This window comes from Bacillus sp. CPT56D-587-MTF (assembly GCF_058792335.1).
Genome location: NZ_JBYTEF010000001.1, coordinates 2,500,228 through 2,524,060, shown reverse-complemented (window position 1 = coordinate 2,524,060; position 23,833 = coordinate 2,500,228). Strand labels below are relative to the sequence as shown.

Here is a 23,833-nt window from a genome sequence, read left to right as displayed (position 1 = left end):
TAGCAATTATAGGTAGGGAAATGCAAAAAAACTTTTTTACAAGTGTAAAAAAGTTTATTCAAAAGTATGCAAGATTTTATATCAATTGCAGTTTTGAAAAATAGGGTGAATTTAAACTTTATTATTTAAACTTTCAATCACCAAATCATACTTTCGTATCATTTCATTTTCGTTCCAATTATTGATTCGAATATTTTTGTTTTTTATTAAAATATTGGTAAAGAAACAATTACATGAAAAAAGGAGTGGGAATATGGATAATTATATTTGCACTACATGTGGAGTACAGTATCCCGAAAATGAAGAAGCACCTTCTCGCTGTAAAATTTGTAATGAGGAAAGACAATATGTTAATCCAATTGGGCAGTCATGGACAACATTAGAAACGATGCAAAATAGCAATTTATACAAAAACGAAATAATAAAAGAAGAAAGCGGTTTGTATAGCATTACTACTAAACCTAAATTTGCGATTGGACAAACAGCATTTTTAATACAAAGTAAAACTCTAAATGTTATGTGGGATTGCATTAGTTATTTAGATGATAAAACGATACAACGTATATATGATTTAGGTGGTATTCAAGCAATAGCACTTTCTCATCCACATTATTACTCTACACAAGTTAAATGGGCGGAAACATTCAATGTACCTATTTATATTCATGAAGATGATAAAGAGTGGGTGGTTCGTCCGAGTAAGCAAATTAAATTTTGGTCTGGGGAGCATCTGATATTATCGGAAGAACTTACATTGCATCGCTTAGGAGGCCATTTTAAGGGTGGAACTGTTATACATTGGAAAGACGGTAATGAAGGGAAAGGTATTTTGTTATCAGGTGATATTATACAAGTAGTTTCGGATCGGAAATGGGTAAGTTTTATGTATAGTTATCCCAATCTCATTCCATTACCAGCGAATAAAGTTAGAGATATGGCAGAGAAGGTAAAAGATATCCAATTTAGTCGACTATATAATGCATTTCATGGTGTGGTGGAAGATGCGAATAAAGCTGTACAAAGATCTGCTGATCGGTATATAAAGGCCCTGCAAGGAGAACTATTTCATACGTAATAGCTTGTAATTCATCTCTATATTTATATAACTAATTTTATATGAATTTTATACTAAAGTCCTATTGTTTATTAACTAATAGGTCTTTCAACTTAGGAAGTTCACACTAATGAGGGATGTTAAAGGGAATATATGTAACCTATACTAATTACTATAAAGCTTTGGAAAATGAAAAGGAGGAGATTTGCATGAAGAATTGGGTTCAATTTAGAATTGCAAGACCAACAGATAAATTTGAAGAAGTGATAAGTTTTTATGAAACAGGATTAGGTTTAAAACGTATAGGGGAATTTCACAATCATGAAGGATATGATGGGGTTATGTTTGGCTTACCAGATGAAGAGTATCATTTGGAGTTTACTACACATGTTAATGGAAGTCCATGTCCGGCACCGACAAAAGATAATTTACTAGTTTTTTATATGCCTATTAAAGATGAAATTGAAAAGATAGTGAATCGATTAAGTAATATGGGCTATCATGAGGTAGAACCTGAAAACCCGTATTGGATAGAGAAAGGAACCACAATAGAGGATCCAGACGGTTGGAGAATTGTGCTTATGAATGCATCTGAATAAGAAAACTATTTTCATATGAAATAGAGTGTAACAAAATGATTTAGACATAAATCCCTACAGTGTTTGTAGGGATTTTTATATAAGAAATTTTTATTGAGAGAGTTATTAAAATGTAGAAAGTATTTTGGCTAAGAACAAATGTAGTAAACATAATTTATGAAGGAGGTATAAAAGTATGATAGTAAACCATTTTGAAGCGTTTTCTAAACATGTTGGAAATACACCGCTCGTGAAATTAGAATGCAAAGAAACGAAGGATCTTTCTATCTATGCTAAATGTGAATGGCATAACCCTACAGGATCGATTAAGGATAGGGCAGCACTTGGAATGATTAATAAATATTTACAAGAAGCGGACAAAAAACAAAATATTTTAGAGTATAGTGGTGGAAGCTTAGCGAGGCCAATTGGGTGTATTTGTAATTATTTAGGGATTCAATGCACGTTAGTTTTAAGTTCTGGAACCGATAAATCTCTATTAAATGAACTTGATCGTTATGGTGCTAACGTAATCTTAGTTGATAAATGTAAAGGGTTCTACGCAGTAATTGAGAAAACAATAGAGATTAGCAAACAAAAGCCAGAATTATATTTTTTATTCCAACATTATAATAATGCAAATCTAGTAAGTCATATAGAAGGTACAGGGCGAGAAATTATTGCACAAATGATTGGAAAACCAATACATGCATGGGTAGCATCTGCTGGTACTGGTGGAACTCTAATGGGAGTCTATACAGCAATAAAGAATTATACAAAAAATGTTGAACTACATTTAGTAATGCCTGCTGAATTGCCTTATGGTTCGGAACAACCACCAAATGATTTAAAGAAATATGCTGGATCAGGTGGGTTCGGCTTAGGAAGGAAACAACATTTCATAGAACAGGAAGAAAATTTGATAGAAAAACAATGGACTTATTCATATGAAGATACCCTGTATGAAATGGCACGTTTTTACAAAGATACTGGTATAAAAATAGGAACTTCTGCGGCAGCGAATTTATTAGCAGCTAAACAAATTGGGAAAGAAAAAGGTGCGAATTTTAATGTAGTTACAGTTTTTCCGGACGCAGGGTCAATAGAAGAGTGGGCAGATGTAAAAAATTCAGTTGAAAAAAATAGGTGATTGAGAGGACCATTAAAAGTTCTTTCGTAGTTTATATTTTATTCTACGCAAAATTGATACCATCAAAAAACTGTATGTTTAACATGTACAGTTTTTTGATGGTATAGCTGTGCAATGCTTAGAAATTTCACATACCGTATTTTAAAAATAAATATAGGAAAAACAAAAAGTAATGTAGAATATATCGTACATACATATATACAGTCAACATAAAAGATAAAGAGGTGGGTATATGTTACTTGAGGAAGTAATGCAGCAACTAGAGGAATATGGAACAGAACAAAATCGAAAAACGTATAAAAACCACGGAGCGAAAGAGCCGTTATTTGGAGTTAGTTTTGCGAATTTAAAATTGTTAAAAAAGAAGATAAAAAAAGATCACGATTTAGCAGTTGAATTGTGGGAAACGAAAAATATGGACGCAATGACATTAGCAACTTATATTTTAGACCCGAAAAAAATAACGACAGAACAGCTTAATAGTTGGATTCAGGATGTTGATTATTACTGTTTAATGGATGTTCTGATGACATCTATATGTACTTCGCCAATTGCAATAGAAAGAATGGAAGAGTGGATAAAGTCTAATGATGAATGGATTGGAAGAGCTGGCTGGTCTTTATTAGCAAATATAGTGATTAAAAATAAAACGTTACATTATGATTTCTTCTCTCCGTACTTAGAAGAGATTAAAGAAAATATACATAATGAAAAAAATAGAAAAAAAGAAGCGATGAATAGTGCTTTAATCGCAATAGGAATTCGTAATGAAGACTTAGAGCGACAAGCGATTGAAATTGCAAGTGAAATTGGAAAAATAGAGGTTGATCATGGTGCAACATCATGTAAAACACCAGATGCAGAAAGCTATATAAAAAAAGCGAGAGAAAGAGCTGAAAAAAAGAAAGTGAAATAAGAAAAGAGGATCGGTTATGAAACCAATTGAAGCAGCACAAAACATAATTACATTACAATTTCCGAATTGTGATGTAGCTTTACTCGGCGGAAGCGTTGCACGAGGAGAAGCGACGAAAACATCTGACCTTGACATTGTAATAGTCGATCAAAGTTTAACTTCTTGCTATAGAGAATCTTTCTATAGTAATGGATGGCCTGTTGAGGTGTTTGTTCATAATTTCGAAACATATAAAACCTTTTTCAAAATGGATTGTGATCGAGGGAGGCCGTCGTTACCACAATTAGTTTCAGAAGGGATTGCCTTAAAAGGGGAACAGGAAATTGTTGGGAAATTAAAAAAAGAAGCGAATGATTTACTACATAAAGGACCAGCTAAATGGACCGAAGAAACGATTAAGCAGAAGCGATATTTTATTACGGATACTTTAGATGACTTTATTGGTGCAACAAAAAGAGAAGAAGAATTGTTTATCGCTAATTTATTAGCCGATTTAGTACATGAATATGTATTAAGAGTAAATGGTAAGTGGCTTGGGAGTTCAAAATGGTTTATTAGAGTGCTAAAAAGATATGATGAGCAATATGCAAACAAATTTGTAGCCGCTTTTGATCATTTTTATAAAACGGGAGGGAAAAATGAATTAATTCATTTTATAGAAAAGACGTTAGAACAGTATGGTGGAAGAGTGTTCGAAGGATTTTCTATTGGTAAATAAAGAGAGGAGAAAAAAATGAATGTACCATATGTTCAATTAAGAGAATTGACAATAGATGATGTAGAAGATCGCTATCAATGGTCATTAGATAGAGATGTAACAAAGCATTTAGTTTTACCAGATCAATATCCTCCGTTCACTCGTGGAGATACGAGAAACTGGATTGAAGCTTGTATAAGCCGAAAAAATGGTTATGAACAAAGGGCAATCGTTACTGAGACAGGTATACATATTGGATGGGTAGACCTTAAAAATTTTGATAAAACAAATAAAAATGCTGAACTAGGAATTGCGATTGGAAATAAAGACTATTGGGGTAAAGGATTTGGAATGGCAGCTCTAAACAGCATGTTACAAATAGGTTTTTCTCAGTTTGAATTGGAGAAAATTTGGTTACGTGTAGATGAAGATAATACAAAAGCTAAAAAGAGTTATGAAAGTGCCGGATTTGTATGCGAAGGGTTAATGAGAAATGATCGATTGAGACAGGGAAAGTTCATTCATCGCTATCGTTACAGTATATTAAAAGAAGAGTATGAATCAAAAAAATAATAACCTATAAAAATATTATGTAAATTAAAAAGGGGAAAATAAAATGATTCGATTACTTACAAAAGCGGATGCAAAAAAATATTGGGAGTTGCGTTTACAAGCACTACAAGTAAATCCAGAAGCATTTATAACGACTTATGAAGAAGCAGTACGTCAAGAAAACCCTCTTGAACGAGTTGCTAGTAATCTTTCATCCAACAGTAGTTTTACATTTGGTGCTTTTAATAATGAAAATCGTTTAGTTGGGGTTGTTACTTTATTAACAGAAGAAAAAGACGCATATAAGCATAAAGGACATATCGTTGCAATGTATGTGGATACTGAAAATCGAAGAAGTGGTCTTGCACGTGATTTAATACGTAAAGCAATTGAAAGGGCAAAAGAGATGAAGCTAGAGCAATTGAATTTAGGGGTTGTGTCAACGAACGAACCAGCCAAACGATTATATGAGTCAATGGGATTTAAAACATACGGAATTGAAAAAAGGGCTATAAAAATGAATGGTGTGTATAGTGATGATGAACATATGGTGTTGTTCTTCTAAGAGAGGAAGTTTTGTATGAAAGATCTCCATTTAGAAAGAAAAATGGACCCTCAAGTAGCGATTTTGTATGCGACGGTTGCTGATACGTTTAATAGATTGCAAAGGTTAGTCGAAGGTACTGAAGAGAACGAACTATCCTATAAAGGGTCTGAAAATAATGAAAATAGTATTGGGCAGTTACTTCAGCATTTAGCAGTTGTTGATTTACATTGGTTGTATCGTTTCAAGGGAGAAGATGTTCCGCCAGCATTTGAAAATAAATATGGTCCTATGTTAAATGAAGTAGGAGAATTACCAAGTTTAAGAAAAAACACATTGCAAGAGTTAATGCAAGATTATGAAGCAGTGCAAAAATTGTTTTATGAAGAATGTATGAAACTAACAGAAACTGATTTAACGCGGGAAGTTTTGTATGAAAAAGGGGAAAACGCGACAATAAGATGGGGAATATGGCATATAGCAGATCATAATCGGTATCATCAAGCTCATATAAGTCGATTGAGGAAATTATACAGAGAATATAAACTACATATTCTTTAATTTTTGAATGAACGAACGCCCCTAAATAATAATTAAAGGAGGCGTTTGTTTTTATTCGTTCGCTTTTCTTCCCAAGCTATCATTAAATTTTTATGATAATCTTTTGGTTTCTCAATAGAAAACCAGTAAATTGAATGTGAAATAGTTGGTAGCCATCTTTTATAGCGGATGCGTATATTTTCATGGTGAGTATAGTGGGTCGAGATTAAAGTAGATTTTGACCCTTGAAAGTTTTGATATGTAATGGCCTCGATTTCATACCAATGCACTTTATTCCCATGTAAATCTACTACAATTCCTTCATCATCCTAAAGTGAAATGTAAGTTTGAATGTAGATTTTTCATCGCGTATACTAAAATATAGGTCATAGAGATAAAAAATTAAATACAAGGGGTTTTACAATGAAAGCAATTGTTATAGGGATACTGGCATCATTTTTCTTTGCCTTTACTTTTGTTTTAAACAGGGCAATGGACTTAGAAGGTGGAAGCTGGATTTGGAGTGCATCATTACGGTATTATTTTATGGTTCCAATGCTATTACTTATTGTTATGTATAGAGGGAACTTAAAGCAACTCTTTCAATATATGAAAAACAATCCGAAAGAATGGTTAGTGTGGAGTATCGTTGGATTTGGTCTCTTTTATGCACCGCTTAGTTTTGCTGGAGCGTTCGGACCAGGTTGGCTCGTTGCATCAACATGGCAAATTACAATCGTTGCAGGGATTTTGTTAACACCATTTTTTGCGGTGGATCCACTACATAAAAAACTTCCGATGAAGGAATTAGTAATGTCGGGCATTATTTTATTCGGTGTCGTTCTCATGCAAGTAGAACATGCTTCTTCATTAGGTATTCGTGAAACCGTTTTATGTGTAGTTCCTGTACTTATTGCAGCATTTGCGTATCCTCTTGGAAATAGAAAAATGATGCAAGTTTGTAAAGGGGAATTAGATGTATTTCAGCGAGTACTCGGTATGACATTAGCAAGTTTACCATTTTGGTTTTTATTATCTGGTTACGAAGTATCAACAGGCGGATTACCGTCAAATAGCCAAGTTTTTCAATGTTTTATTGTAGCAGTTAGCTCTGGGTTAATCGCGACAGTATTATTTTTCTTTGCAACAGATCTTGTGAAAGATGATCCGCAAAAATTAGCAACAGTGGAAGCGACGCAGTCTGGTGAAGTTTTATTTGCGCTAGTAGGAGAGTTGATCTGGTTATCTGCACCAATCCCATCATCATTATCTTGGATTGGTATGAGTCTCGTTATTATTGGAATGATACTTCATAGTTATGTGGCTGTCGTTGTAAAAAAAGAAGAAAAAATAACGGCGTAATGAGATTAGCTCTTTTTATTAAGAGCTAGTCTTTTTTCATAGAAAGGGATGAAAGTATGAATTTACAGTGTGTTAAACAAATTGAGAAAGATTCAATATTAAATGTGCTACAATATGCCGTCGGTCCAAATGAAATAAGCTTAAAGAAGGCAGTAATATTTTATCAAAGTAATAAAGGGACTTTGTACAAATATGAAGAAAAAGCTTGTCTAGGTATTGAAATAATCGGAGAAACTAAAGCACGCATATGTCATATAGCAGTGGCTCCAGATTATCGTCAAAAAGGAATTGCACTGCAAATGATTAAAGAAGTGGTAAGGATATATCAATTGACTTATATAGAAGCGGAGACAGACGATGGGGCGGTAGAATTTTATAAAAGAATTGGTTTTCAAGTTAAAAGTTTAGGAGAAAAATATCCAGGGATAGAAAGACTTCATTGTTACATGGAAAAATAGTATAAAATATGCATATGGAGTATAGTTTGAAAAAATAGGATTTACATTTTTCTTCATTTCAAAAAAACTCTCGCTCATCATTATCTACGATTTTAATAGAGTTTTGAGGCTTCAGTATAATAATATACATATTTTTGTAGTAATGAATATGATTAAGTTAAAAATTAAGAAAAATATGATAATATATTTATATAAAAGTTTAAATTTACGTGGCTAGTGGGGGAACCAATATGAAAATGAATGAAATAGTAGCAAGTACACAATTTCCAAATACAATCGAAACAATAACAAAAGATTTAAAAGCATTAGGAGTCGAAAAAGGAATGACAATTATCGTTCATTCATCACTAAGTTCTATCGGGTGGATATCTGGTGGTGCCGTTGCTGTAGTAGAAGCATTAATGAAAGTTGTTACGGAAGAAGGAACGATAATAATGCCAACGCAATCTTCGGATTTGTCCGATCCGAAACATTGGTCAAGACCACCTGTACCGGAAGACTGGTGGCAAATTATCCGAGATAACGTCCCAGCATTTGATTCATGTATAACCCCAACAAGGGGAATGGGTGAAATAGTTGAATGTTTTCGTACATATCCGAATGTAGTACGTAGTAATCATCCGTTAGGAAGTTTTGCTGCATGGGGAAAACATGCAGTAGAAATAACAATGAACCATTCGTTATCAATGAGCTTTGGAGAAGAATCTCCATTAAGAAAAATATATGATTTAGACGGGTACGTATTATTAATTGGTGTTGGATATGATTCCAATACGTCTGTTCATTTATCCGAGGTGCGTTCTGGTGCATGTGAGTTAATACAAGTAGGAGCACCTATTATAGAAAACGGTGAAAGAGTGTGGAAAGAGTTTGTTGAAATGGATTACGAATCTGAGAAGTTTGTAGAAATTGGTGTGGAGTTTGAGCGAAAAGGAACTGTAAAAAATGGGAAGATAGGGAATGCAACGTGTCGTCTAATGAAACAGCGTGATATAGTTGACTTTGGAACAGAATGGTTTCGTAAGAAAAATTAGTAAGGGATGGTTACAATGAAGGGGAAAAAGGTATTAATTACGAGCGGTGGTTGTCTAGAAAAATGGGATCAAGTACGCGGGCATACGAATATGGCCAAAGGTACAATCGGAAGGATAATCGCAGAAGAACTTCTAGCTAAAGGGGCACATGTTATATATTTACACGGTTATTTTGCGGAGAAACCGAGTGATGTACATAGAGGGTTAGAATTACATCCATTTGAAGGAATCGTTGATTTACAAGATAAAATGAAAAGTATCATATCACATGAAAAGGTTGATGCAGTCATTATGGCAGCGGCTGGATCAGATTGGATTGTAGAGAAAATTTGTGATCAAGATGGTAATGTTCTTAATATGAACGGAAAAATTTCAAGTGATATAGCACCGATTATTCACTTTCAAAAGGCTCCAAAGGTATTAAAACAAATAAAAGAATGGGACCCAGAAACAGTACTTGTTGGTTTTAAACTTGAAAGTGATTTAAATGAAGAAGAACTGTTTGAAAGAGCAAAAAATAGAATGAAAGAAGCAAGGGCGAATGTAATGATTGCGAATTCACCACATTCTTTATATTCGCGCGGGGCTGTGCATTATGTAATTGGACAGGATGGTAAAGGGAAGTTGTGTAATGGGAAAGATGAAACAGCGAAAGAAATTGTCAAAAGCTTAGAGGTATTATGTAATCGTGTCACTGCTTTTTAAAATTAAGTTTTTAGATGAGAATGAATCCGCATAGTAATAAGTAAGCGAAACTTTAATTGGTGGGAATTTTACTTTTACACGAATGTGAAGCGTATACCAATCAAGAGCTATACACAGAATAATTGGTGAGGAGTGGATTCTATGGAACATTTATTAAAGCAAGCTATTAAACTTAGAAATGAAAAGAAATATGCGCAGTCTAAAGAGATGCTTATAGGATTAACAAACTTTAAGGATGCAGAAGTACTGTATCAGTGTGCGTGGATACATGATGTAATGGGGCTAGAAACAGAAGCAGTTCCGTATTATGAGCAGGCAATCGCAAATGGACTTGATGGCGAATCGCTTTGCGGTGCTTATATTGGTTTAGGAAGTACATATCGTTGTATAGGGGAATATGAAAAGGCAATTACAGTATTAGAAGCTGGGGTGAAAAAATTTCCAGAGAACGCTCCGATGAAAGTATTTTTATCATTAGCAAAATATAACGTAAACGATTACGAATCAGCGATGAAATTATTACTTGAAACTGTCGTGAAAGTAGAGGAAGTAAAAGAATTTGAACGTGCCATTTCATTTTATAAAGACCATTTAAATGAGGTTTTTAAATAAAGGAGTGAACGTATGAAGGTTACACTATCACGAAGGCGAAAAGGTATTTGGATTGGACTCGTCTCTTTAATTATGCTATCAAACTATTTATTGTATGCCCTTCCAATTGTACCAGTTGCGCCGAAAGAAGTTGTGCTTGGGTCATTATTAGATTGCTTGTTTGTCATTCCAATCATCACATATTTCTTCATTATTCGAAAAAGATACTCGTTAACATATATAGTTCCTGTTGTAATAGCTGGTTATATTTTTGCAAGATTTATTATTCCAAGTGATTATTTACAAGCTTTTTCATTCATCTCTTATATTATTGTTGCGGCTGAAATTGCATTTGTAGGTCTAGAATTATTCCTTCTCTATAAAATTGTTAGAGTGCTTCCTAAAATAATAAAAAAATATAAAGAATATAGAAGAGAAAATTATTCCTTTTCTTATGCAATTGATGCAGCGTTTGACACTACTATGAAAAGAGGTAAGTTAATAGATGTCATTCTAACAGAGTGTAAGTTAATCTATTATGCGTTTTTATCGTGGCGTGAAAAAGTACCAACAGGTAAATCTGTATACTCATATCATAAAAAGACTGGTGCTATAGGCGTGTATATCATGATTATTCACGCAACAGCAATTGAAAGCATTGGTTTTCATTATTTACTACATCAGTGGAATCCAGTAATAGCATGGATTTTACTTATTTTAAATGTATACGCGATGATTTATTTTATAGCTGAAATACAAGCGATGCGCAAAAATCCACTTGTCGTAACAGAAGAACAAGTAATCATTCAAATCGGATTAGGAAAGAAAATTGTTATGCCATTTACACAAATTGATAATATTGCGTTCTACAAGGGTGAATTGCTAACGGCAAAAGAAGGGAAGCAGGTATTGGATGCAACTGTTATGGGGTTCATAAAAGAACCTGCTACTTTTGAAATAACATTAAAAGAGCCAGTGAAAGCGCAGTTGTTATACGGCTTTTCTAAAACAGTAAGTCGTGTTTACTTAAATGTTGATGAAGAACGAAAATTTTATGATGCGGTTAAGGAAAAGTTAAAACATGAGTAATAGTACTGTTAGTTGCATGAAAACAAATGAGTTTCCGTTAGAAGTGAAAAAATATGAAACATGGATAGTGAAAAACTCTTTCTAAATAAGAAGGAGTTTTTATTATGTACTTGTATAAATCATTATATAAAAAACTATACACTTCTTTATCACTACATAAATAGATATAATTGAGGATAGAACTAGCATAAGGGGAAACAAAATAATGAATAAGTTACTTACATCGAAAATTGAAATTATAGAAAGAAAAATCCGGTATAACTCAACAATAGTAGATCACAATTGCTTATTACTTGAAAAGCAATCACAAAGTATCGTTTTATTTCACGAGGTGCAGTATTCATTTACAATGACTGCAAATGATACTAAGTTAACAATCCCAAAAGGGAGTTATACAATCGCATATTACTGGAGAGATCGTCCGTACAATTTATACGTATGGAGAGATATAAAAGGAAAGTATTTAGGTTCCTATTTTAATATCGTAAAAAACACACAAATAAAAGATGAAGTGGTTTCCTTTGAAGATTTAATCATCGATATTATGGTACTTCCAAATGGAGAATACTTCATATTGGATGAGGATGAATTACCAGAACCATTAGGAAATTTCGAAGGTGGTTATGTGAAGAAAGCTCTTTATGAATTAAAAGAAATCATTCAAAAAGAGCTTCCACCAATAGTTTTGGAGACAGCCAGGGTGCGGAGGAAATAAAATTTAATTACATAAATATTTTGAATGGAAATGAGTAGTCTCAAGTTATATGATCTAACTTTTTTGATCAATCTAAGGTTAGTAGCATATCTCTTGAGATTACTCTTTTTTTGTAGAAATTTCGTCGCTTAGTTATTAAATCGATTTTAAATTTATGAAACAATATTGACTGAATCAAGTTCAGTCGTTTATGATTGAATCAGATTCAGTCGTGGTGAAAACAGTGTAGGAGATGACGTATGAAAAGAATATCAAAAGAACCAGATGTAAGACGCCAAGAGTTAATGGATATTGGTTTTGAACTATATATGAAAAATGGTATGAAAGGATTTGGCATAAAAGATGTTGTGAATCATGCAGGTGTAGCAACGGGCTTATTTTATTATTACTTCAAGTCTAAAGAGAATTTTGTTGATGAAGTTTTAAATGACTGTATTGTGAAAAATATGGAGTTAATTGAAGAAATACTTGTTTCAAATGAACGGTCTGTCATGCAAAAGATGAAAGATTCACTAGATATATTTTGGACATTTATTGAAAAGTTAGCACCTTATAAAAATGTGAGTTCGTTTCAGACGGAACAACATTTTCAACTGGAACAGAAATTATTCGCACGTATGCAACCGTTAATTAGACAAGTAATTGAAGAGGGAGTGAAAACAGGGATTTTTTATACTGATAACTCATTATTAGCTTCTGGATTTATTTTATACGGTCTTAACAGTATTGCTCATTCAGAAGTAAAGTTGAATCTAGATACAAAACATGAAATGGTTAATTTAGTATTAACTACACTACGATACAATCAAAAGGAAGGAGAAAGTTTATGAAAATTATTATCGATGGAAATAATATCTCACAAGAGCAACTTATAAAATGGAAAAGAGAACGGATAAAAAAAGTATTATATACATTAGGACATAAAGAGCTTGAAATAAATGATACAGACGTCATGATAAAACAGCTAACGGAAATAAAGTTGCGATATACATACAATGAAATGTACGAAAAGTTGAAATCAAAACTTAGATTAAGTGCATTAGGTATGCGTATCTGTACTCTTTTATCTGGCGATAGACGAAAATTTTCAAAAACTAGTATTTATTTAGACGGGATTACAGCAGAAGTAGCTATACATGGAATTGATAGTTTGATGCTTGAACAATCACGTGAAAATAACAAAGTGAATTTATCTGCTTGTCCTGATCACTATGTACTAAGACCCTTTGGGGAAAATGAATTAGAGGTTATCGAAACTACTGGTAATTCTCCGTTTCCAGTTCAATTTTTCATTGTTTTTGGTGACGAAACCGGATTGAAAACACCGAGAGATAAATCTTATCAATACCAATCAACAGGTGTTGCACGTATGAAAGATGGTACTACTATTGGTGGAGTTCGACATCAATTTAAAGATACTGATACAGGGATAGAAGTAAGTCTAGTTGTTGAGTTCCCAGCCCTTTGTCCTAATAGTCTAATTAAATCCCATCAAATGCATTTAGCGTGTGAGTTTTCTTATTGGTTACAGTGGATTAAAGATCAGAAAAAATAGTAAGTAAACGATATCGTTTAAATAAACAAAAGTAAAATGTTCAAACAAATCATATGTATGTTTTAATAAAACCTAGTTGACTTATCGGAAATATTTGTATAATATGTACTTAATTCCATAACGTATTGCTGATTGGAGAAACCAAAGGCATTTTATCAACAGATAAAATGCCTTTGGTTTTTTTATTGCACAAATACTGAATCTGTTCATTTATATGAATCATTTTAAGGAGGGGAAGAAATGACTGTTTCAATTGATGGGGTATCAAAATATTTTTTGAAACAAACTGGTATGGTTCAAGTGCTAGAGAATATTAATTTTCAATTAGAGGAAGGGGATTTTGTTACAGTAATTGGTCCGAGTGGGTGCGGAAAAAGTACATTACTAAAAATTGTTGCAGGTCTAGATAATGATTTTGAAGGTGAAGTTGTTATTGACGGGGAGCCTATCTTAAAAACGAGCAAGAAACAAGGTTTTATTTTTCAAGAACATAGGCTTTTTCCATGGTTAACAGTTGAAGAAAATATAGCGGCAGATTTGTCGTTAAAAGATAAGTATGTGAAAGATAAGGTGAGAGAATGGGTTGAAATCGTTCGGTTAGATGGCTTTGAAAAATCGTATCCGAAAGAAATTTCAGGCGGGATGTCACAACGTGTTGCGATAGCGAGAGCGTTATTAAGAGATCCAAATGTATTATTACTTGATGAACCTTTTGGAGCGCTGGATGCTTTTACTCGAAGTCATTTACAAGAAGTATTGCTAAATATTTGGGAGCAGAAGAAAACAACAATGATATTCGTTACACATGATATAGACGAAGCGATATATCTTTCAAACCGAATCATCATTATGAGTGCAAAACCAGGGAAAATACATAAAGTGATTGAAAATAATTTGCCTTATCCGCGAAATAAAACTTCTCAATCGTTCCAACAACTTCGAACGAAAGTATTACAGCAGTTTGAATATGGAGGGTTGATTCAAACAAGTATATAGGAAAAGGGTGATTTTATATGTATAAAAAATTAAAAATTCTTTCTTTTGCTTTAGCTATATCAGTATGTTTATTAGGATGTGAAAAAAGTACAGCAAGTAGTAAGAAAGAAGATGTAACAATACAAATTGGTATACAGCAAGGGTTAAGCCCGCTATTACTAGCAAAGAAAAAGGGGTGGTTTGAAGAGGAGTTTAAAAAAGAAGGAGTTAAAGTGAAATGGATAGAGTTCCAAAGTGGACCTCCTTATTTTGAAGCAATCGCATCAAACCGATTAGACTTTGGTGAAGTAGGGAATTCTCCAGTCATTTCAGCGCAAGCAGCAGGTATTGGATTTACCGAAATCGCCAATACAAGTTATGCGAGAAAAGGAACTGGAATTCTCGTTCAAAAAGATAGCAAGATTGCGAGTGTAAAAGAGTTAAAAGGTAAAAAAATTGCAGTAGCAAAAGGAAGTAGTGCCTTTAATTTATTGTATCGAGCACTTGATAAAGAAGGGATTGATGCAAAAGAGGTAAATGTCATTCAATTACAACCAGATGAAGCGCAGCCTGCATTCGAATCAGGATCAGTAGATGCATGGGCGATTTGGGACCCTTTCATATCATTACATACGTTAAATAAAGGTGCGAAGGTGATTGCAGACGGTGAAACATTAAATGTCTCTTCACCAGAATTTTTAATTACGAGAACAAAATTTGCGAAAGAACATCCAGAATTAGTTGAGAAATTCCTCAAAGTTTATGAGAAAGCACGTGTATGGCAAGATGCTAACTTAGATGAAGCAATAAAAGTATATACTTCTGTAAAAAAGATAGATGCGGAGATCGTAAAAGAAGTGTTTAATCACGACAAACCAATTTTAGTTCCGGTAACGAAGGAAATAATAGCAGAACAACAAAAGACAGCGGATTTTCAATATAAGCTCGGTTCTATAAAGAAAGAAATTAAGGCGGAAAAAGTTGTAGATAATTTTTTCGTAGAAAAAGCATTGAAAGCGAAGTGAAAAGAGGTTTTGTAAAGTGGAAAATACGAAAGCTGTTATGAAACCAGCGAGTATAACGATTGAGAAAAACAGAGTTAAGAATGTGCGAAAGTTAAATGTAAAAGTTTTAGTAAGGGCGATTACTATACCGGTTATTATATTAATAATTTGGCAGTTAGCTGGCGTATTCGGCCTTGTTTCTAAAACAGTTTTACCAACACCATTAGATATTTTTTTAGCTTTCCAAGAGCTTATTAAAACAGGAGAGTTATTCGGCCATTTAAGTATTAGTGTATTCAGGGCTGCGGCTGGTTTCTTTATTGGTGGGGGCTTAGGAATCATTTTAGGAACGATTGTTGGATTTTCAACGAGAAGTGAGCAATATTTAGATCCATCTGTGCAAATGTTAAGAACTGTACCTCATCTAGCTGTTGCGCCACTTTTCGTATTATGGTTCGGTTTTGGTGAAACATCGAAAGTGTTATTAATTGCAGATGGTGCATTTTTTCCTTTATACGTAAACGCATTTTTAGGTATTAGAGGTGTGGATTCAAAGTTATTTGATGTTGCGAGAGTGTTAGAGTTTAGCAAAAGAAAACTAATTACGAAACTCATTTTACCATCTGCATTGCCTAACCTTTTACTAGGAGCAAGGTTATCGTTAGGTGTTGCATGGGTGAGTTTAGTAGTAGCAGAACTTATGGGATCTACAGAAGGTATTGGTTATATGATTATGGATGCAAGGCAATTTTCAAATACAGATATCGTATTTGTCGGCATAATTATCTTTGCATTTGTTGGGAAGTTTTCTGACTCTCTAGTACGTTTACTAGAAGCGAAGTTTTTAAGATGGCGAGATAATTTTAAAGGTGAGACTGGGAATTAACATATAAATTATTAGGGGTAATTTATATAGAATGTGTTAGTATACGATTCAAAATAAATAAGGGGTGTGTAAAGGCATGGAATTATTATGGTTTATTCCGGCTTATGGAGATGGTCGATATTTAGGAACGACAAAACGAGGAAGAGCAGCTGAATATGGTTATTATAAGCAAGTTGCTGCGGCAGCTGATTATTTAGGATATACGGGTGTTTTACTTCCAACTGGTCAAGGATGTGAAGACCCTTGGGTGTTAGCTTCAGCTCTTGCTGCTGAAACAGAAAAACTAAAATTTTTAGTAGCAGTAAGACCAGGACTAATGTCCCCTACAGTTGCAGCGAGGATGGCATCTACATTTGATAGAATTTCAGATGGGAGACTGCTTATTAATGTAGTAGCTGGAGGAGATCCAGTTGAACTACAAGGAGATGGATTATATCTTAATCATGATGAAAGGTATGAAGCAGCGGATGAATTTTTAAAAGTTTGGAAATCGACATTGCAAGGTGAAACGATCTCTTTAGAAGGAAAACATATTCAAGTTACAGATAGTAAAGTTGTATTCCCACCAGTTCAAACGCCATATCCTCCTATATATTTCGGAGGATCATCAGCTGCTGGAAAAGAAGTAGCAGCTGAACATAGTGATGTATATTTAACGTGGGGAGAGCCGCCAGAGCAAGTAAAAGAAAAAGTAGAAGAAGTAAGAAAACTTGCAGAAGAGAAGGGGCGTACAGTCCGATTTGGCATTAGATTACACGTAATTGTAAGAGAGACAGAAGAAGAAGCATGGGAAGAGGCCGAACGTTTAATTCAATATGTGGATAATGAAACAATTGAGCTTGCTCAAAAGACATTTGCAAGATATGATTCGGTTGGTCAAAAACGGATGACACATTTAAATAAAGGTACGAGAGAGTCGTTAGAGATAAGCCCTAATTTATGGGCTGGTATCGGACTTGTAAGAGGTGGGGCAGGTACTGCACTTGTAGGCGATCCGCATACAGTAGCAGAAAGGATAAAAGAATATGAATCGTTAGGAATTGATACGTTTGTTTTATCAGGATATCCGCATTTAGAAGAAGCGTATGAAGTGGCAGAATTGTTATTCCCATTATTGAAAGACAAGAAGAAAGAAGAAAATAAAATTGTTGGTGAAATGATTGCTGGTGCATATGCATTAAAAAAATAGTGAGAAATAAAGTTTCACTTATTTATTGCTTCATTTTGTTTACTGCCTGTTAATAGGGTATAAAAAATCCGCAAGTTATTCGCTTGCGGGTTTTCATCGTAAATTATTAGAAAATATGGTAAAATCAAAGGGTAACTTAAGGTGCGGTTGGTTGTTCAATTATCACTTCTCCGAGTAGGAGGGGGGTGATAATACGTGAGTGAAATAGCGTTGCTACTGCAGGGTGGACTGTTTCTCGTTGCATTGTTAACGTTCGTCGTCGTTTTAATAGACAAGCTCAAAAAATAACAACCCACCTATGCCTATAGAATGTGGGTTGTTTTGTTTGTAAGAAACAAATAGGATAAATGAACAATCCAATCTGCTAAGTTACGTGGACTAGTGTGTAGCCGCACACTAGTCTTTTTTATTTATATACAATTTATAATTGGTTTATGTGATTGTATTGTTCTTTTCATACTCATTATAACACAGTGTCTTTTCATCAAGAAAGGAGACCGTATGTTCTGGCATCTATTATATAGTAGGTGCTTTTTCTTTGAACAGCCCATCCATATACTGTTTTAAACTTTGGACATAAAATTTCTGTGTATTCACATTATTTACACCGACAATGGGTGATGGAAGGTCAAATCTTTTTTCTGATAAATGAACGACAACATCAAAGATGTCAAACAAACGAATGAAGCAAAACAGACCGTCTTTATCGCTAAGTAAAATAAAGTAATGATTTTCACTACTTGTATTTAACGTATTCCATAAAGAACTTTTGCTTAAATCACGTACAATACTTTTTTCTTTTAGTTCCACGAAATCTGCATTTGAGAGAATGGTAGAAATATCAATCGCATCTTGATCTTCAAAGTAGCCATCAACTGCTTGTACAGCGAATGTATAAGCCATTTTTAATATACTCATTTTATATTTACGGTTATCTAATAGTAATTCCCGTTGAATAGAACTCGCTACTTTCGTTACACGTTCCTCTTTCCAAATTTCATTATGTAAGGAAATATCGTGCTTTTTACATAGTTTCATAATTAATGCATTAGAATAAAGAATTTCGTCGCTTACTTCGACAACATCAGTCTCAGCAGCCGCAAGTTCCTCACCGTGCTCATTCGTATAGAGTGGGGAATCAATTTGTCTTTTCATTTGTTCAATCTTAAATTGACTCAATTTATGCCTAATTAAAGGACGATCAATATTTGTTGTCATTTGTTCATGACAAGTATCACAAATTGAGTTTGTGAAATAATATCCACATAATATTTCTGGAATGACATATTGTTCACTAAGTTCTTTCGTATCTTTTCTGCATATGATGCATTGTGTCATTTTTATCACCTTTACCTGCAAATTTGTATGTAATCTCATTGTAGTGTATTTATCGGTATTTTGGAATATTGTAAAGGAAAATATTATGTGAAATTCATACTTATTTTGGTACAATGAAGAGAAGTGCTAGTTTAAAGGAGGCCGTTTTTTTGAAATCAAAAGTGCACTTTTGGACATTAGAAGTGCTAATGGTTGTAGGAATCATATTTATTTGCACAAAAATATCATTTTTATTTCAACCGATTGGTATCTTCATATCAACATTATTTTTCCCAATCTTAATAGCGCTTTTTTTATACTTCATATTTAATCCTGTATTAATCTTTTTGGAGAATAAAAAAGTACCTAGAAATTTAGCGATATTGCTGTTATATCTTTTTATCATAACATTAACTGCGGTTGGCGTTGGAGTAGTTGTTCCTACGATTTCACAACAGCTAATGGACTTAGTAAAAAATATGCCAGGCTACATAAAAGAGGGAAAAGTATACATACAAGAATTATCACATCATAGGTTGTTTGAATGGTTATCTACACAAAACTACGTTTCCATTGAAACAATTGAAAAAAATGCGATTGAATACTTAAAAGATATACCAAATACAATTACGTCGAGTGCAACGGCTTTATTTGGTATTATCACGAACGTTGCATTAGTTGTATTTACTGTACCGTTCATTTTATTTTACATGTTTAAAGATGGACATGCCTTTCCAGGAAAAGCGGTAAGTTTATTACCAGAGTCTTACCGTGAAGAGGGGCTTCGTATCATTAAGGAAACGAACGAAACATTATCTGCATATATTCAAGGGCAAGCGCTCGTTTGTATATTTGTAGGTGCGTTTACTTTTATCGGTTATTTAATTATCGATTTACCGTACGCTTTCGTTTTAGGAATTATCGCAGCATTTACAAACATCATTCCTAACTTAGGTCCATTTATCGGGGCAGCACCAGCTGTTATTGTAGGACTGTTCGTATCTCCGATGCAAGCCTTATACGTAATTATTATCGTAACAATTGTACAACAGTTTGAAAGTAATATTATTTCACCACGTATTATGAGCTCGAAATTAAATATTCATCCACTAACAATTATTATTTTAATTTTAGGGGTAGGTAACTTTGCGGGAATTATCGGAATGATTTTAGCAGTACCAGTTTATGCAGTAACAAAAACAGTTGTTTCGAACTTAGTGAGATTGTTTAAGACGAAGAGAAGTAACCGAAAATAGTAAAAACTGAGGAAGATACACCGCTTTTTAAGTGGTGTATCTCTTTTGTTTATAAATAATTAAAAGTGGGTTGATTTGATTTTATTATATATTTTTTATACATCAAATTCAGTGATAAACTTGTGTGGTATAAGCTCTATAAAACTATGTGGAATCCCTCTGAACTATCCAAATCATTTCCTTACAGCGTGCTATCAACATCATAATCGACTCCTTTCAATTCCATATAGTTAAACGATTAAAGGTGAGTGTAGTATTTGCTTCTACGATCTCGAATTTCATTAATAACTTGTTTATATTGTCTTTCTTGTTTTAATTCATTTTGAGATATTGTTTCTTTTTGAATCGTAATCGTTAAAAAGAAAAGGTGAAACTTCATATGTGAATTCCTCCTTTCGAATTGGAATTACAGATGACTACAGTAATGACTTTGTCTTTCTTTTACAGAATTCATAGCCTGATTAATTTGACGTTCATGAAGCATTTCAGACTCAGAAAATTTATTTTTTTGAATGGTAATGGTTAAAAAGAATACTTTAAATTTCATAAAATAATTGCCCCTTTATAAGTGATTTAGAAAAAACGAGTGTAATAAGAAATTACAGGTGACTACAGTAATGACTTTGTCTTTCTTTTACAGAATCCATAGCCTGATTAATTTGTCGCTCATGAAGCATTTCAGACTCGGAAAATTTATTTTTTTGAATGGTAATGGTTAAAAAGAATACTTTAAATTTCATAAAATAATTACCCCTTTATAAGTGATTTAGAAAAGACGAGTGTAATAAGAAATTACAGGTGACTACAGTAATGACTTTGTCTTTCTTTTACAGAATCCATAGCCTGATTAATTTGTCGCTCATGAAGCATTTCAGACTCGGAAAATTTATTTTTTTGAATGGTAATGGTTAAAAAGAATACTTTAAATTTCATAAAATAATTACCCCTTTATAAGTGATTTAGAAAAGACGAGTGTAATAAGAAGATTGGCGCTCTTTTACTTCGTCCATAATGTTTTGAATGTGTTGTTCACGTAAAATCTCTTTCTGTGAAAGCTTACGTTTTTGAATGGTGATTGTTAAAAAGAATGCTTTAAATTTCATGAATATATTACCCCTTTAAAATATATTTTTAATACATTTGAGTGTAGTATGAACTTTTAATGTCAGTTATTTTATCAGTCAGTTGTTTTAACTGTTGTTTACGATTGATTTCAGTTTCAGATAAAGTATGTTTTTGAAGTACAGTCGTAAAAAAGAAAATATGAAAAGTCATAAATGAATTCCTCCTTTCGAAAAGGAATTACAGGTGATCACAGTAAAGTGCTTGGCGCTCCTTAACATCATTCATAGCTTTTTCAATTTGCTCATTATGAAGAATTTCATCTTTGGAAATTGTATTTCTTTGAATCGTAATACTTAAAAACAATACGCTAATAGTCATTGAATGTTGCTCCTTTCTTAGAAAAATAATGTAAGAGACTAAAAAATCGCGCAAAAAAACCACAGGAAGATACAGTTCTCCTATGGCTGGGCGTGAAAAAGCCACAGGAAAGTATACGACCTCCTGTGGCGAATTTATGAATTAAATGAAATAAATTACGATTTTCAATTCTCCATTAGGGTGGTCGAATTCATATTTAATTGTCCAGAAAACACAGGTGCAGTTAACGCTAAAGTTAATGCATGTAATTGTAATTTCATCATTTCCTTCGACCTCCTTTTAGAATTTTTTTCTTACGTTAGTAAGTATATACAATTAATGGATAATTGTAAACATAAAAAATGAAATTTTTTAATTTTGATTAAAATGCGTATATTTAAAAAGGGATTTGAAAGTAAATATTGTAATTAACGAAATATCGATAAAAATGGGGGATGCTAAATGAAATATATGCATCATAACATAATCGTTATGCTAACAATTTTTTTATTCATTACGGCTTGTTCTAACGGGGAAAGAATAAAAGATATATATGATGTTAGGTCAGATGATTTTAAGAAATATACTGGGACATACGTTGGTAATAATTCAGATGTGGTTGCAATTGTTAATCATTTACCCGGTGGTGGAACAGTTCAAAGTATAAGTTTAGAAAAGTTTGGCGGGAAAATAATAATCATGCTATATGAAAACTTCTCATTTGAGAAGTTTTTTTATTTTTAGAGGTAAGCAAAACAAGTTGTTGAAGGGCAGGCTGTCATAGAATATGATACATATTATAATGAGGAAAAGTTGAGGGGATAAAAATGCGTACAATTTTACTTTTTCTAAACAACATGTTCATTAGCGAAATCGAGGACATTAGGCAAAAACATGATCCTTTATTTGGATTAATTTCACCGCATATTACAATTGTATTCCCATTTGAAAGTTCGATTTCAAATGATGAGCTGAAATTACATATTATAAATGTATCAAAACCGATACAGAATATAGAAATTGAATTTACGAATCAAATTACAAGTGAAAGAGAATATTTGTTTTTACGAGTTGAAAAGGGGAAAGAACAAATAGAGGAACTACATAATATTCTATATACAGGACCTTTATTACAATTTTTGAAAGAAGACATTCCGTACATCCCGCATGTAACAGTCGGAAGAAAAGAAAGTGCCGAATTAGCTGCTGAAGTAGTGAAGGAGATTCCTAGTTTTCATGGGAAGTTAAATTGTGTGATTGATAGAATAAGCGTGGAGCGAATTGGAGAGAACGGGGAATCAATTATTGAATTTGAAGTGCCATTTCTAAAAAGCTGACAAAAGTCAGCTTTTTATTTCGTAGCATGAAGTAATGCACCAATTGCACCGCTATTACCACCATCTTGTAAAAAGATTGGTGTTTTATTTTGATATTCGGTGTAGCTACTAATAATATGTTGAAGTTGTACGTTATTACATAAAGTCGAACCAATATAAATAATATGTTCAATGTTTTTTGTTTCAGCGAATTGAAGGCTTAATGCAGTAACGACTTCACCAACAAGTCCTTGTACAGTAGCTAGTATATCGGAGCTACTATTATTTGATTCTGTAATGGCTGCTTTTCCGAAGTTACTAGCAGTTAAGTTATTATCGATAGGGGAAAGAATACCACCATAAATATCTCCAACCGTAATATCTAGTTCTTTTCTAGATCCTACCTTTGTTAGAGGGATTACATCTTCAAAATGATCTATATTTGTTAACAATTTTGAAAGTCCCATAATAGTCCCACCGCCAACTCCGGTTCCACCAGCGCGAATATATTGTTCATTATAAACATAATGGATAGAAGTACCTGTACCGATATTGGTTAAAATAAAATTGTTTATAGTATGTTGTTCTTCTTTTAATATGAATTGGACACCTGCAAGAGTAGCTTCAAATTCGCTTAGCTCTATTATTTTATATGAACCTGTAAGCAGTTGCTGTAATAGTTTCGATTTACCCCCCGTAATACATATTTGTTTTATGCCATTGTTGTTTTTAATCCAATCTATTATTTTATGTTGTTCATGCGAATAAAATTTTTCAAAAGTTAATAGCTTTTTTTTGTTAAAATAAGCTATTTTCGTTAATGTGCCTCCAGCATCGATACCGATAGTACGTTCCATTTTCCTGCTCCTAACTACGTAATATGTTTTCCTATTTACTTAATCGGTTGAGAATAGATATTTCCAACTGA

33 protein-coding genes and 1 pseudogene are annotated in these 23,833 nt (G+C 33.2%); 25 read left to right on the top strand and 9 right to left on the bottom strand.

Annotated elements, in window-relative coordinates; all coding sequences use genetic code 11:
- Positions 1 to 253: 253 nt before the first annotated feature.
- The 22 genes from AC3WVZ_RS12985 to AC3WVZ_RS12880 all read left to right on the top strand — a co-directional run bounded on the left by AC3WVZ_RS12985 (position 254) and on the right by AC3WVZ_RS12880 (position 17,882).
- The gene (locus AC3WVZ_RS12985) at positions 254 to 1,075 is read left to right on the top strand and encodes an MBL fold metallo-hydrolase (protein WP_000371021.1); all 822 of its coding nucleotides are present in this window, start codon (positions 254 to 256) and stop codon (positions 1,073 to 1,075) included.
- Positions 1,076 to 1,263: 188 nt separating this feature from the next.
- The gene (locus AC3WVZ_RS12980; RefSeq protein ID WP_000800667.1) at positions 1,264 to 1,653 is read left to right on the top strand and encodes a VOC family protein; all 390 of its coding nucleotides are present in this window, start codon (positions 1,264 to 1,266) and stop codon (positions 1,651 to 1,653) included.
- Positions 1,654 to 1,828: 175 nt separating this feature from the next.
- On the top strand, positions 1,829 to 2,782 hold the full coding sequence (locus AC3WVZ_RS12975) for a PLP-dependent cysteine synthase family protein (RefSeq protein ID WP_233936450.1): 954 nt from the start codon (positions 1,829 to 1,831) through the stop codon (positions 2,780 to 2,782).
- Positions 2,783 to 3,014: 232 nt separating this feature from the next.
- Positions 3,015 to 3,698, top strand: coding sequence for a DNA alkylation repair protein (locus AC3WVZ_RS12970; RefSeq protein ID WP_233936449.1), 684 nt, complete (start codon positions 3,015 to 3,017; stop codon positions 3,696 to 3,698).
- 16 nt (positions 3,699 to 3,714) lie between these two features.
- On the top strand, positions 3,715 to 4,416 hold the full coding sequence (locus tag AC3WVZ_RS12965; protein WP_167316387.1) for a nucleotidyltransferase domain-containing protein: 702 nt from the start codon (positions 3,715 to 3,717) through the stop codon (positions 4,414 to 4,416).
- Positions 4,417 to 4,431: 15 nt separating this feature from the next.
- On the top strand, positions 4,432 to 4,968 hold the full coding sequence (locus AC3WVZ_RS12960; RefSeq protein ID WP_167316386.1) for a GNAT family N-acetyltransferase: 537 nt from the start codon (positions 4,432 to 4,434) through the stop codon (positions 4,966 to 4,968).
- A 43-nt stretch (positions 4,969 to 5,011) separates the two neighbouring features.
- Positions 5,012 to 5,512, top strand: coding sequence for a GNAT family N-acetyltransferase (locus tag AC3WVZ_RS12955; RefSeq protein WP_000620314.1), 501 nt, complete (start codon positions 5,012 to 5,014; stop codon positions 5,510 to 5,512).
- A 15-nt stretch (positions 5,513 to 5,527) separates the two neighbouring features.
- Positions 5,528 to 6,052, top strand: coding sequence for a DinB family protein (locus tag AC3WVZ_RS12950; protein WP_167316385.1), 525 nt, complete (start codon positions 5,528 to 5,530; stop codon positions 6,050 to 6,052).
- 402 nt (positions 6,053 to 6,454) lie between these two features.
- On the top strand, positions 6,455 to 7,393 hold the full coding sequence (locus AC3WVZ_RS12945; RefSeq protein ID WP_065212603.1) for a DMT family transporter: 939 nt from the start codon (positions 6,455 to 6,457) through the stop codon (positions 7,391 to 7,393).
- A gap of 56 nt (positions 7,394 to 7,449) precedes the next feature.
- Positions 7,450 to 7,851, top strand: coding sequence for a GNAT family N-acetyltransferase (locus AC3WVZ_RS12940; RefSeq protein WP_001053116.1), 402 nt, complete (start codon positions 7,450 to 7,452; stop codon positions 7,849 to 7,851).
- A gap of 230 nt (positions 7,852 to 8,081) precedes the next feature.
- Entirely contained in the window at positions 8,082 to 8,885 is an 804-nt protein-coding gene (locus tag AC3WVZ_RS12935) for an AAC(3) family N-acetyltransferase (RefSeq protein ID WP_167316384.1), read from the top strand.
- A 15-nt stretch (positions 8,886 to 8,900) separates the two neighbouring features.
- The gene (locus AC3WVZ_RS12930; protein ID WP_000676726.1) at positions 8,901 to 9,590 is read left to right on the top strand and encodes a phosphopantothenoylcysteine decarboxylase domain-containing protein; all 690 of its coding nucleotides are present in this window, start codon (positions 8,901 to 8,903) and stop codon (positions 9,588 to 9,590) included.
- A gap of 141 nt (positions 9,591 to 9,731) precedes the next feature.
- Complete coding sequence (locus AC3WVZ_RS12925; protein WP_233936434.1) at positions 9,732 to 10,202, top strand: tetratricopeptide repeat protein; 471 nt, start codon at positions 9,732 to 9,734, stop codon at positions 10,200 to 10,202.
- Positions 10,203 to 10,214: 12 nt separating this feature from the next.
- Positions 10,215 to 11,270 carry a hypothetical protein gene (locus AC3WVZ_RS12920; protein ID WP_065212604.1) on the top strand — a complete coding sequence of 352 codons (1,056 nt, stop codon included), beginning with the start codon at positions 10,215 to 10,217 and terminating at the stop codon, positions 11,268 to 11,270.
- A gap of 205 nt (positions 11,271 to 11,475) precedes the next feature.
- A complete protein-coding gene (locus tag AC3WVZ_RS12915) occupies positions 11,476 to 11,985 on the top strand; it encodes a ribonuclease FAU-1 family protein (protein WP_001037883.1) in 510 nt (169 codons plus the stop codon).
- 239 nt (positions 11,986 to 12,224) lie between these two features.
- Entirely contained in the window at positions 12,225 to 12,815 is a 591-nt protein-coding gene (locus tag AC3WVZ_RS12910; RefSeq protein ID WP_000822620.1) for a TetR/AcrR family transcriptional regulator, read from the top strand.
- Positions 12,812 to 13,540 (top strand): hypothetical protein, encoded by a 729-nt coding sequence (locus AC3WVZ_RS12905; protein WP_000691336.1) that lies wholly within the window; start codon positions 12,812 to 12,814, stop codon positions 13,538 to 13,540. The genes AC3WVZ_RS12910 and AC3WVZ_RS12905 overlap by 4 nt, the downstream gene beginning before the upstream one ends.
- Before the next feature lie 240 nt (positions 13,541 to 13,780).
- Positions 13,781 to 14,536, top strand: coding sequence for an ABC transporter ATP-binding protein (locus tag AC3WVZ_RS12900; RefSeq protein WP_065212605.1), 756 nt, complete (start codon positions 13,781 to 13,783; stop codon positions 14,534 to 14,536).
- A gap of 17 nt (positions 14,537 to 14,553) precedes the next feature.
- Positions 14,554 to 15,540, top strand: coding sequence for an aliphatic sulfonate ABC transporter substrate-binding protein (locus AC3WVZ_RS12895; protein WP_065212606.1), 987 nt, complete (start codon positions 14,554 to 14,556; stop codon positions 15,538 to 15,540).
- A gap of 16 nt (positions 15,541 to 15,556) precedes the next feature.
- Positions 15,557 to 16,405 (top strand): ABC transporter permease, encoded by an 849-nt coding sequence (locus tag AC3WVZ_RS12890; RefSeq protein ID WP_000432128.1) that lies wholly within the window; start codon positions 15,557 to 15,559, stop codon positions 16,403 to 16,405.
- A 76-nt stretch (positions 16,406 to 16,481) separates the two neighbouring features.
- Complete coding sequence (gene ssuD / locus AC3WVZ_RS12885) at positions 16,482 to 17,594, top strand: FMNH2-dependent alkanesulfonate monooxygenase (RefSeq protein WP_233936433.1); 1,113 nt, start codon at positions 16,482 to 16,484, stop codon at positions 17,592 to 17,594.
- A gap of 195 nt (positions 17,595 to 17,789) precedes the next feature.
- Complete coding sequence (locus tag AC3WVZ_RS12880; RefSeq protein ID WP_001289320.1) at positions 17,790 to 17,882, top strand: putative holin-like toxin; 93 nt, start codon at positions 17,790 to 17,792, stop codon at positions 17,880 to 17,882.
- Between the two features lie 228 nt (positions 17,883 to 18,110).
- Here AC3WVZ_RS12880 and AC3WVZ_RS12875 read toward each other — a convergent pair whose 3' ends face one another.
- Entirely contained in the window at positions 18,111 to 18,932 is an 822-nt protein-coding gene (locus tag AC3WVZ_RS12875) for an HNH endonuclease (RefSeq protein WP_000189709.1), read from the bottom strand.
- Between the two features lie 149 nt (positions 18,933 to 19,081).
- Between AC3WVZ_RS12875 and AC3WVZ_RS12870 the strand changes: the two genes are divergently transcribed.
- Complete coding sequence (locus AC3WVZ_RS12870) at positions 19,082 to 20,167, top strand: AI-2E family transporter (RefSeq protein WP_000837892.1); 1,086 nt, start codon at positions 19,082 to 19,084, stop codon at positions 20,165 to 20,167.
- Between the two features lie 238 nt (positions 20,168 to 20,405).
- On the opposite strand, the gene AC3WVZ_RS12865 is transcribed toward AC3WVZ_RS12870, so the two are convergent.
- The 7 genes from AC3WVZ_RS12865 to AC3WVZ_RS12835 are packed head-to-tail and all read right to left on the bottom strand — an operon-like array spanning position 20,406 to position 21,610.
- Positions 20,406 to 20,546, bottom strand: coding sequence for a YrzI family small protein (locus AC3WVZ_RS12865; RefSeq protein WP_000668498.1), 141 nt, complete (start codon positions 20,544 to 20,546; stop codon positions 20,406 to 20,408).
- A gap of 27 nt (positions 20,547 to 20,573) precedes the next feature.
- Positions 20,574 to 20,714 carry a YrzI family small protein gene (locus AC3WVZ_RS12860; protein WP_000669806.1) on the bottom strand — a complete coding sequence of 47 codons (141 nt, stop codon included), beginning with the start codon at positions 20,712 to 20,714 and terminating at the stop codon, positions 20,574 to 20,576.
- A 52-nt stretch (positions 20,715 to 20,766) separates the two neighbouring features.
- Positions 20,767 to 20,907, bottom strand: coding sequence for a YrzI family small protein (locus AC3WVZ_RS12855; RefSeq protein ID WP_000669805.1), 141 nt, complete (start codon positions 20,905 to 20,907; stop codon positions 20,767 to 20,769).
- A 52-nt stretch (positions 20,908 to 20,959) separates the two neighbouring features.
- Positions 20,960 to 21,100, bottom strand: a complete 141-nt coding sequence (locus AC3WVZ_RS12850; RefSeq protein WP_000669805.1) for a YrzI family small protein — start codon at positions 21,098 to 21,100, stop codon at positions 20,960 to 20,962.
- A 26-nt stretch (positions 21,101 to 21,126) separates the two neighbouring features.
- A complete protein-coding gene (locus AC3WVZ_RS12845; RefSeq protein WP_000668963.1) occupies positions 21,127 to 21,270 on the bottom strand; it encodes a YrzI family small protein in 144 nt (47 codons plus the stop codon).
- 28 nt (positions 21,271 to 21,298) lie between these two features.
- Positions 21,299 to 21,442 carry a YrzI family small protein gene (locus tag AC3WVZ_RS12840; RefSeq protein WP_000142712.1) on the bottom strand — a complete coding sequence of 48 codons (144 nt, stop codon included), beginning with the start codon at positions 21,440 to 21,442 and terminating at the stop codon, positions 21,299 to 21,301.
- A 27-nt stretch (positions 21,443 to 21,469) separates the two neighbouring features.
- Entirely contained in the window at positions 21,470 to 21,610 is a 141-nt protein-coding gene (locus AC3WVZ_RS12835; protein WP_000156193.1) for a YrzI family small protein, read from the bottom strand.
- A gap of 441 nt (positions 21,611 to 22,051) precedes the next feature.
- Here AC3WVZ_RS12835 and AC3WVZ_RS12830 point away from each other — a divergent pair.
- Both AC3WVZ_RS12830 and AC3WVZ_RS12825 read left to right on the top strand, forming a co-directional pair.
- Positions 22,052 to 22,282: pseudogene (locus tag AC3WVZ_RS12830) on the top strand (DUF4825 domain-containing protein); the annotation flags it as partial.
- Positions 22,283 to 22,416: 134 nt separating this feature from the next.
- Positions 22,417 to 22,926, top strand: a complete 510-nt coding sequence (locus tag AC3WVZ_RS12825) for a 2'-5' RNA ligase family protein (RefSeq protein ID WP_001259199.1) — start codon at positions 22,417 to 22,419, stop codon at positions 22,924 to 22,926.
- A gap of 14 nt (positions 22,927 to 22,940) precedes the next feature.
- Here AC3WVZ_RS12825 and coaW read toward each other — a convergent pair whose 3' ends face one another.
- Entirely contained in the window at positions 22,941 to 23,762 is an 822-nt protein-coding gene (gene coaW, locus AC3WVZ_RS12820; RefSeq protein WP_000442504.1) for a type II pantothenate kinase, read from the bottom strand.
- Positions 23,763 to 23,833: the final 71 nt, after the last annotated feature.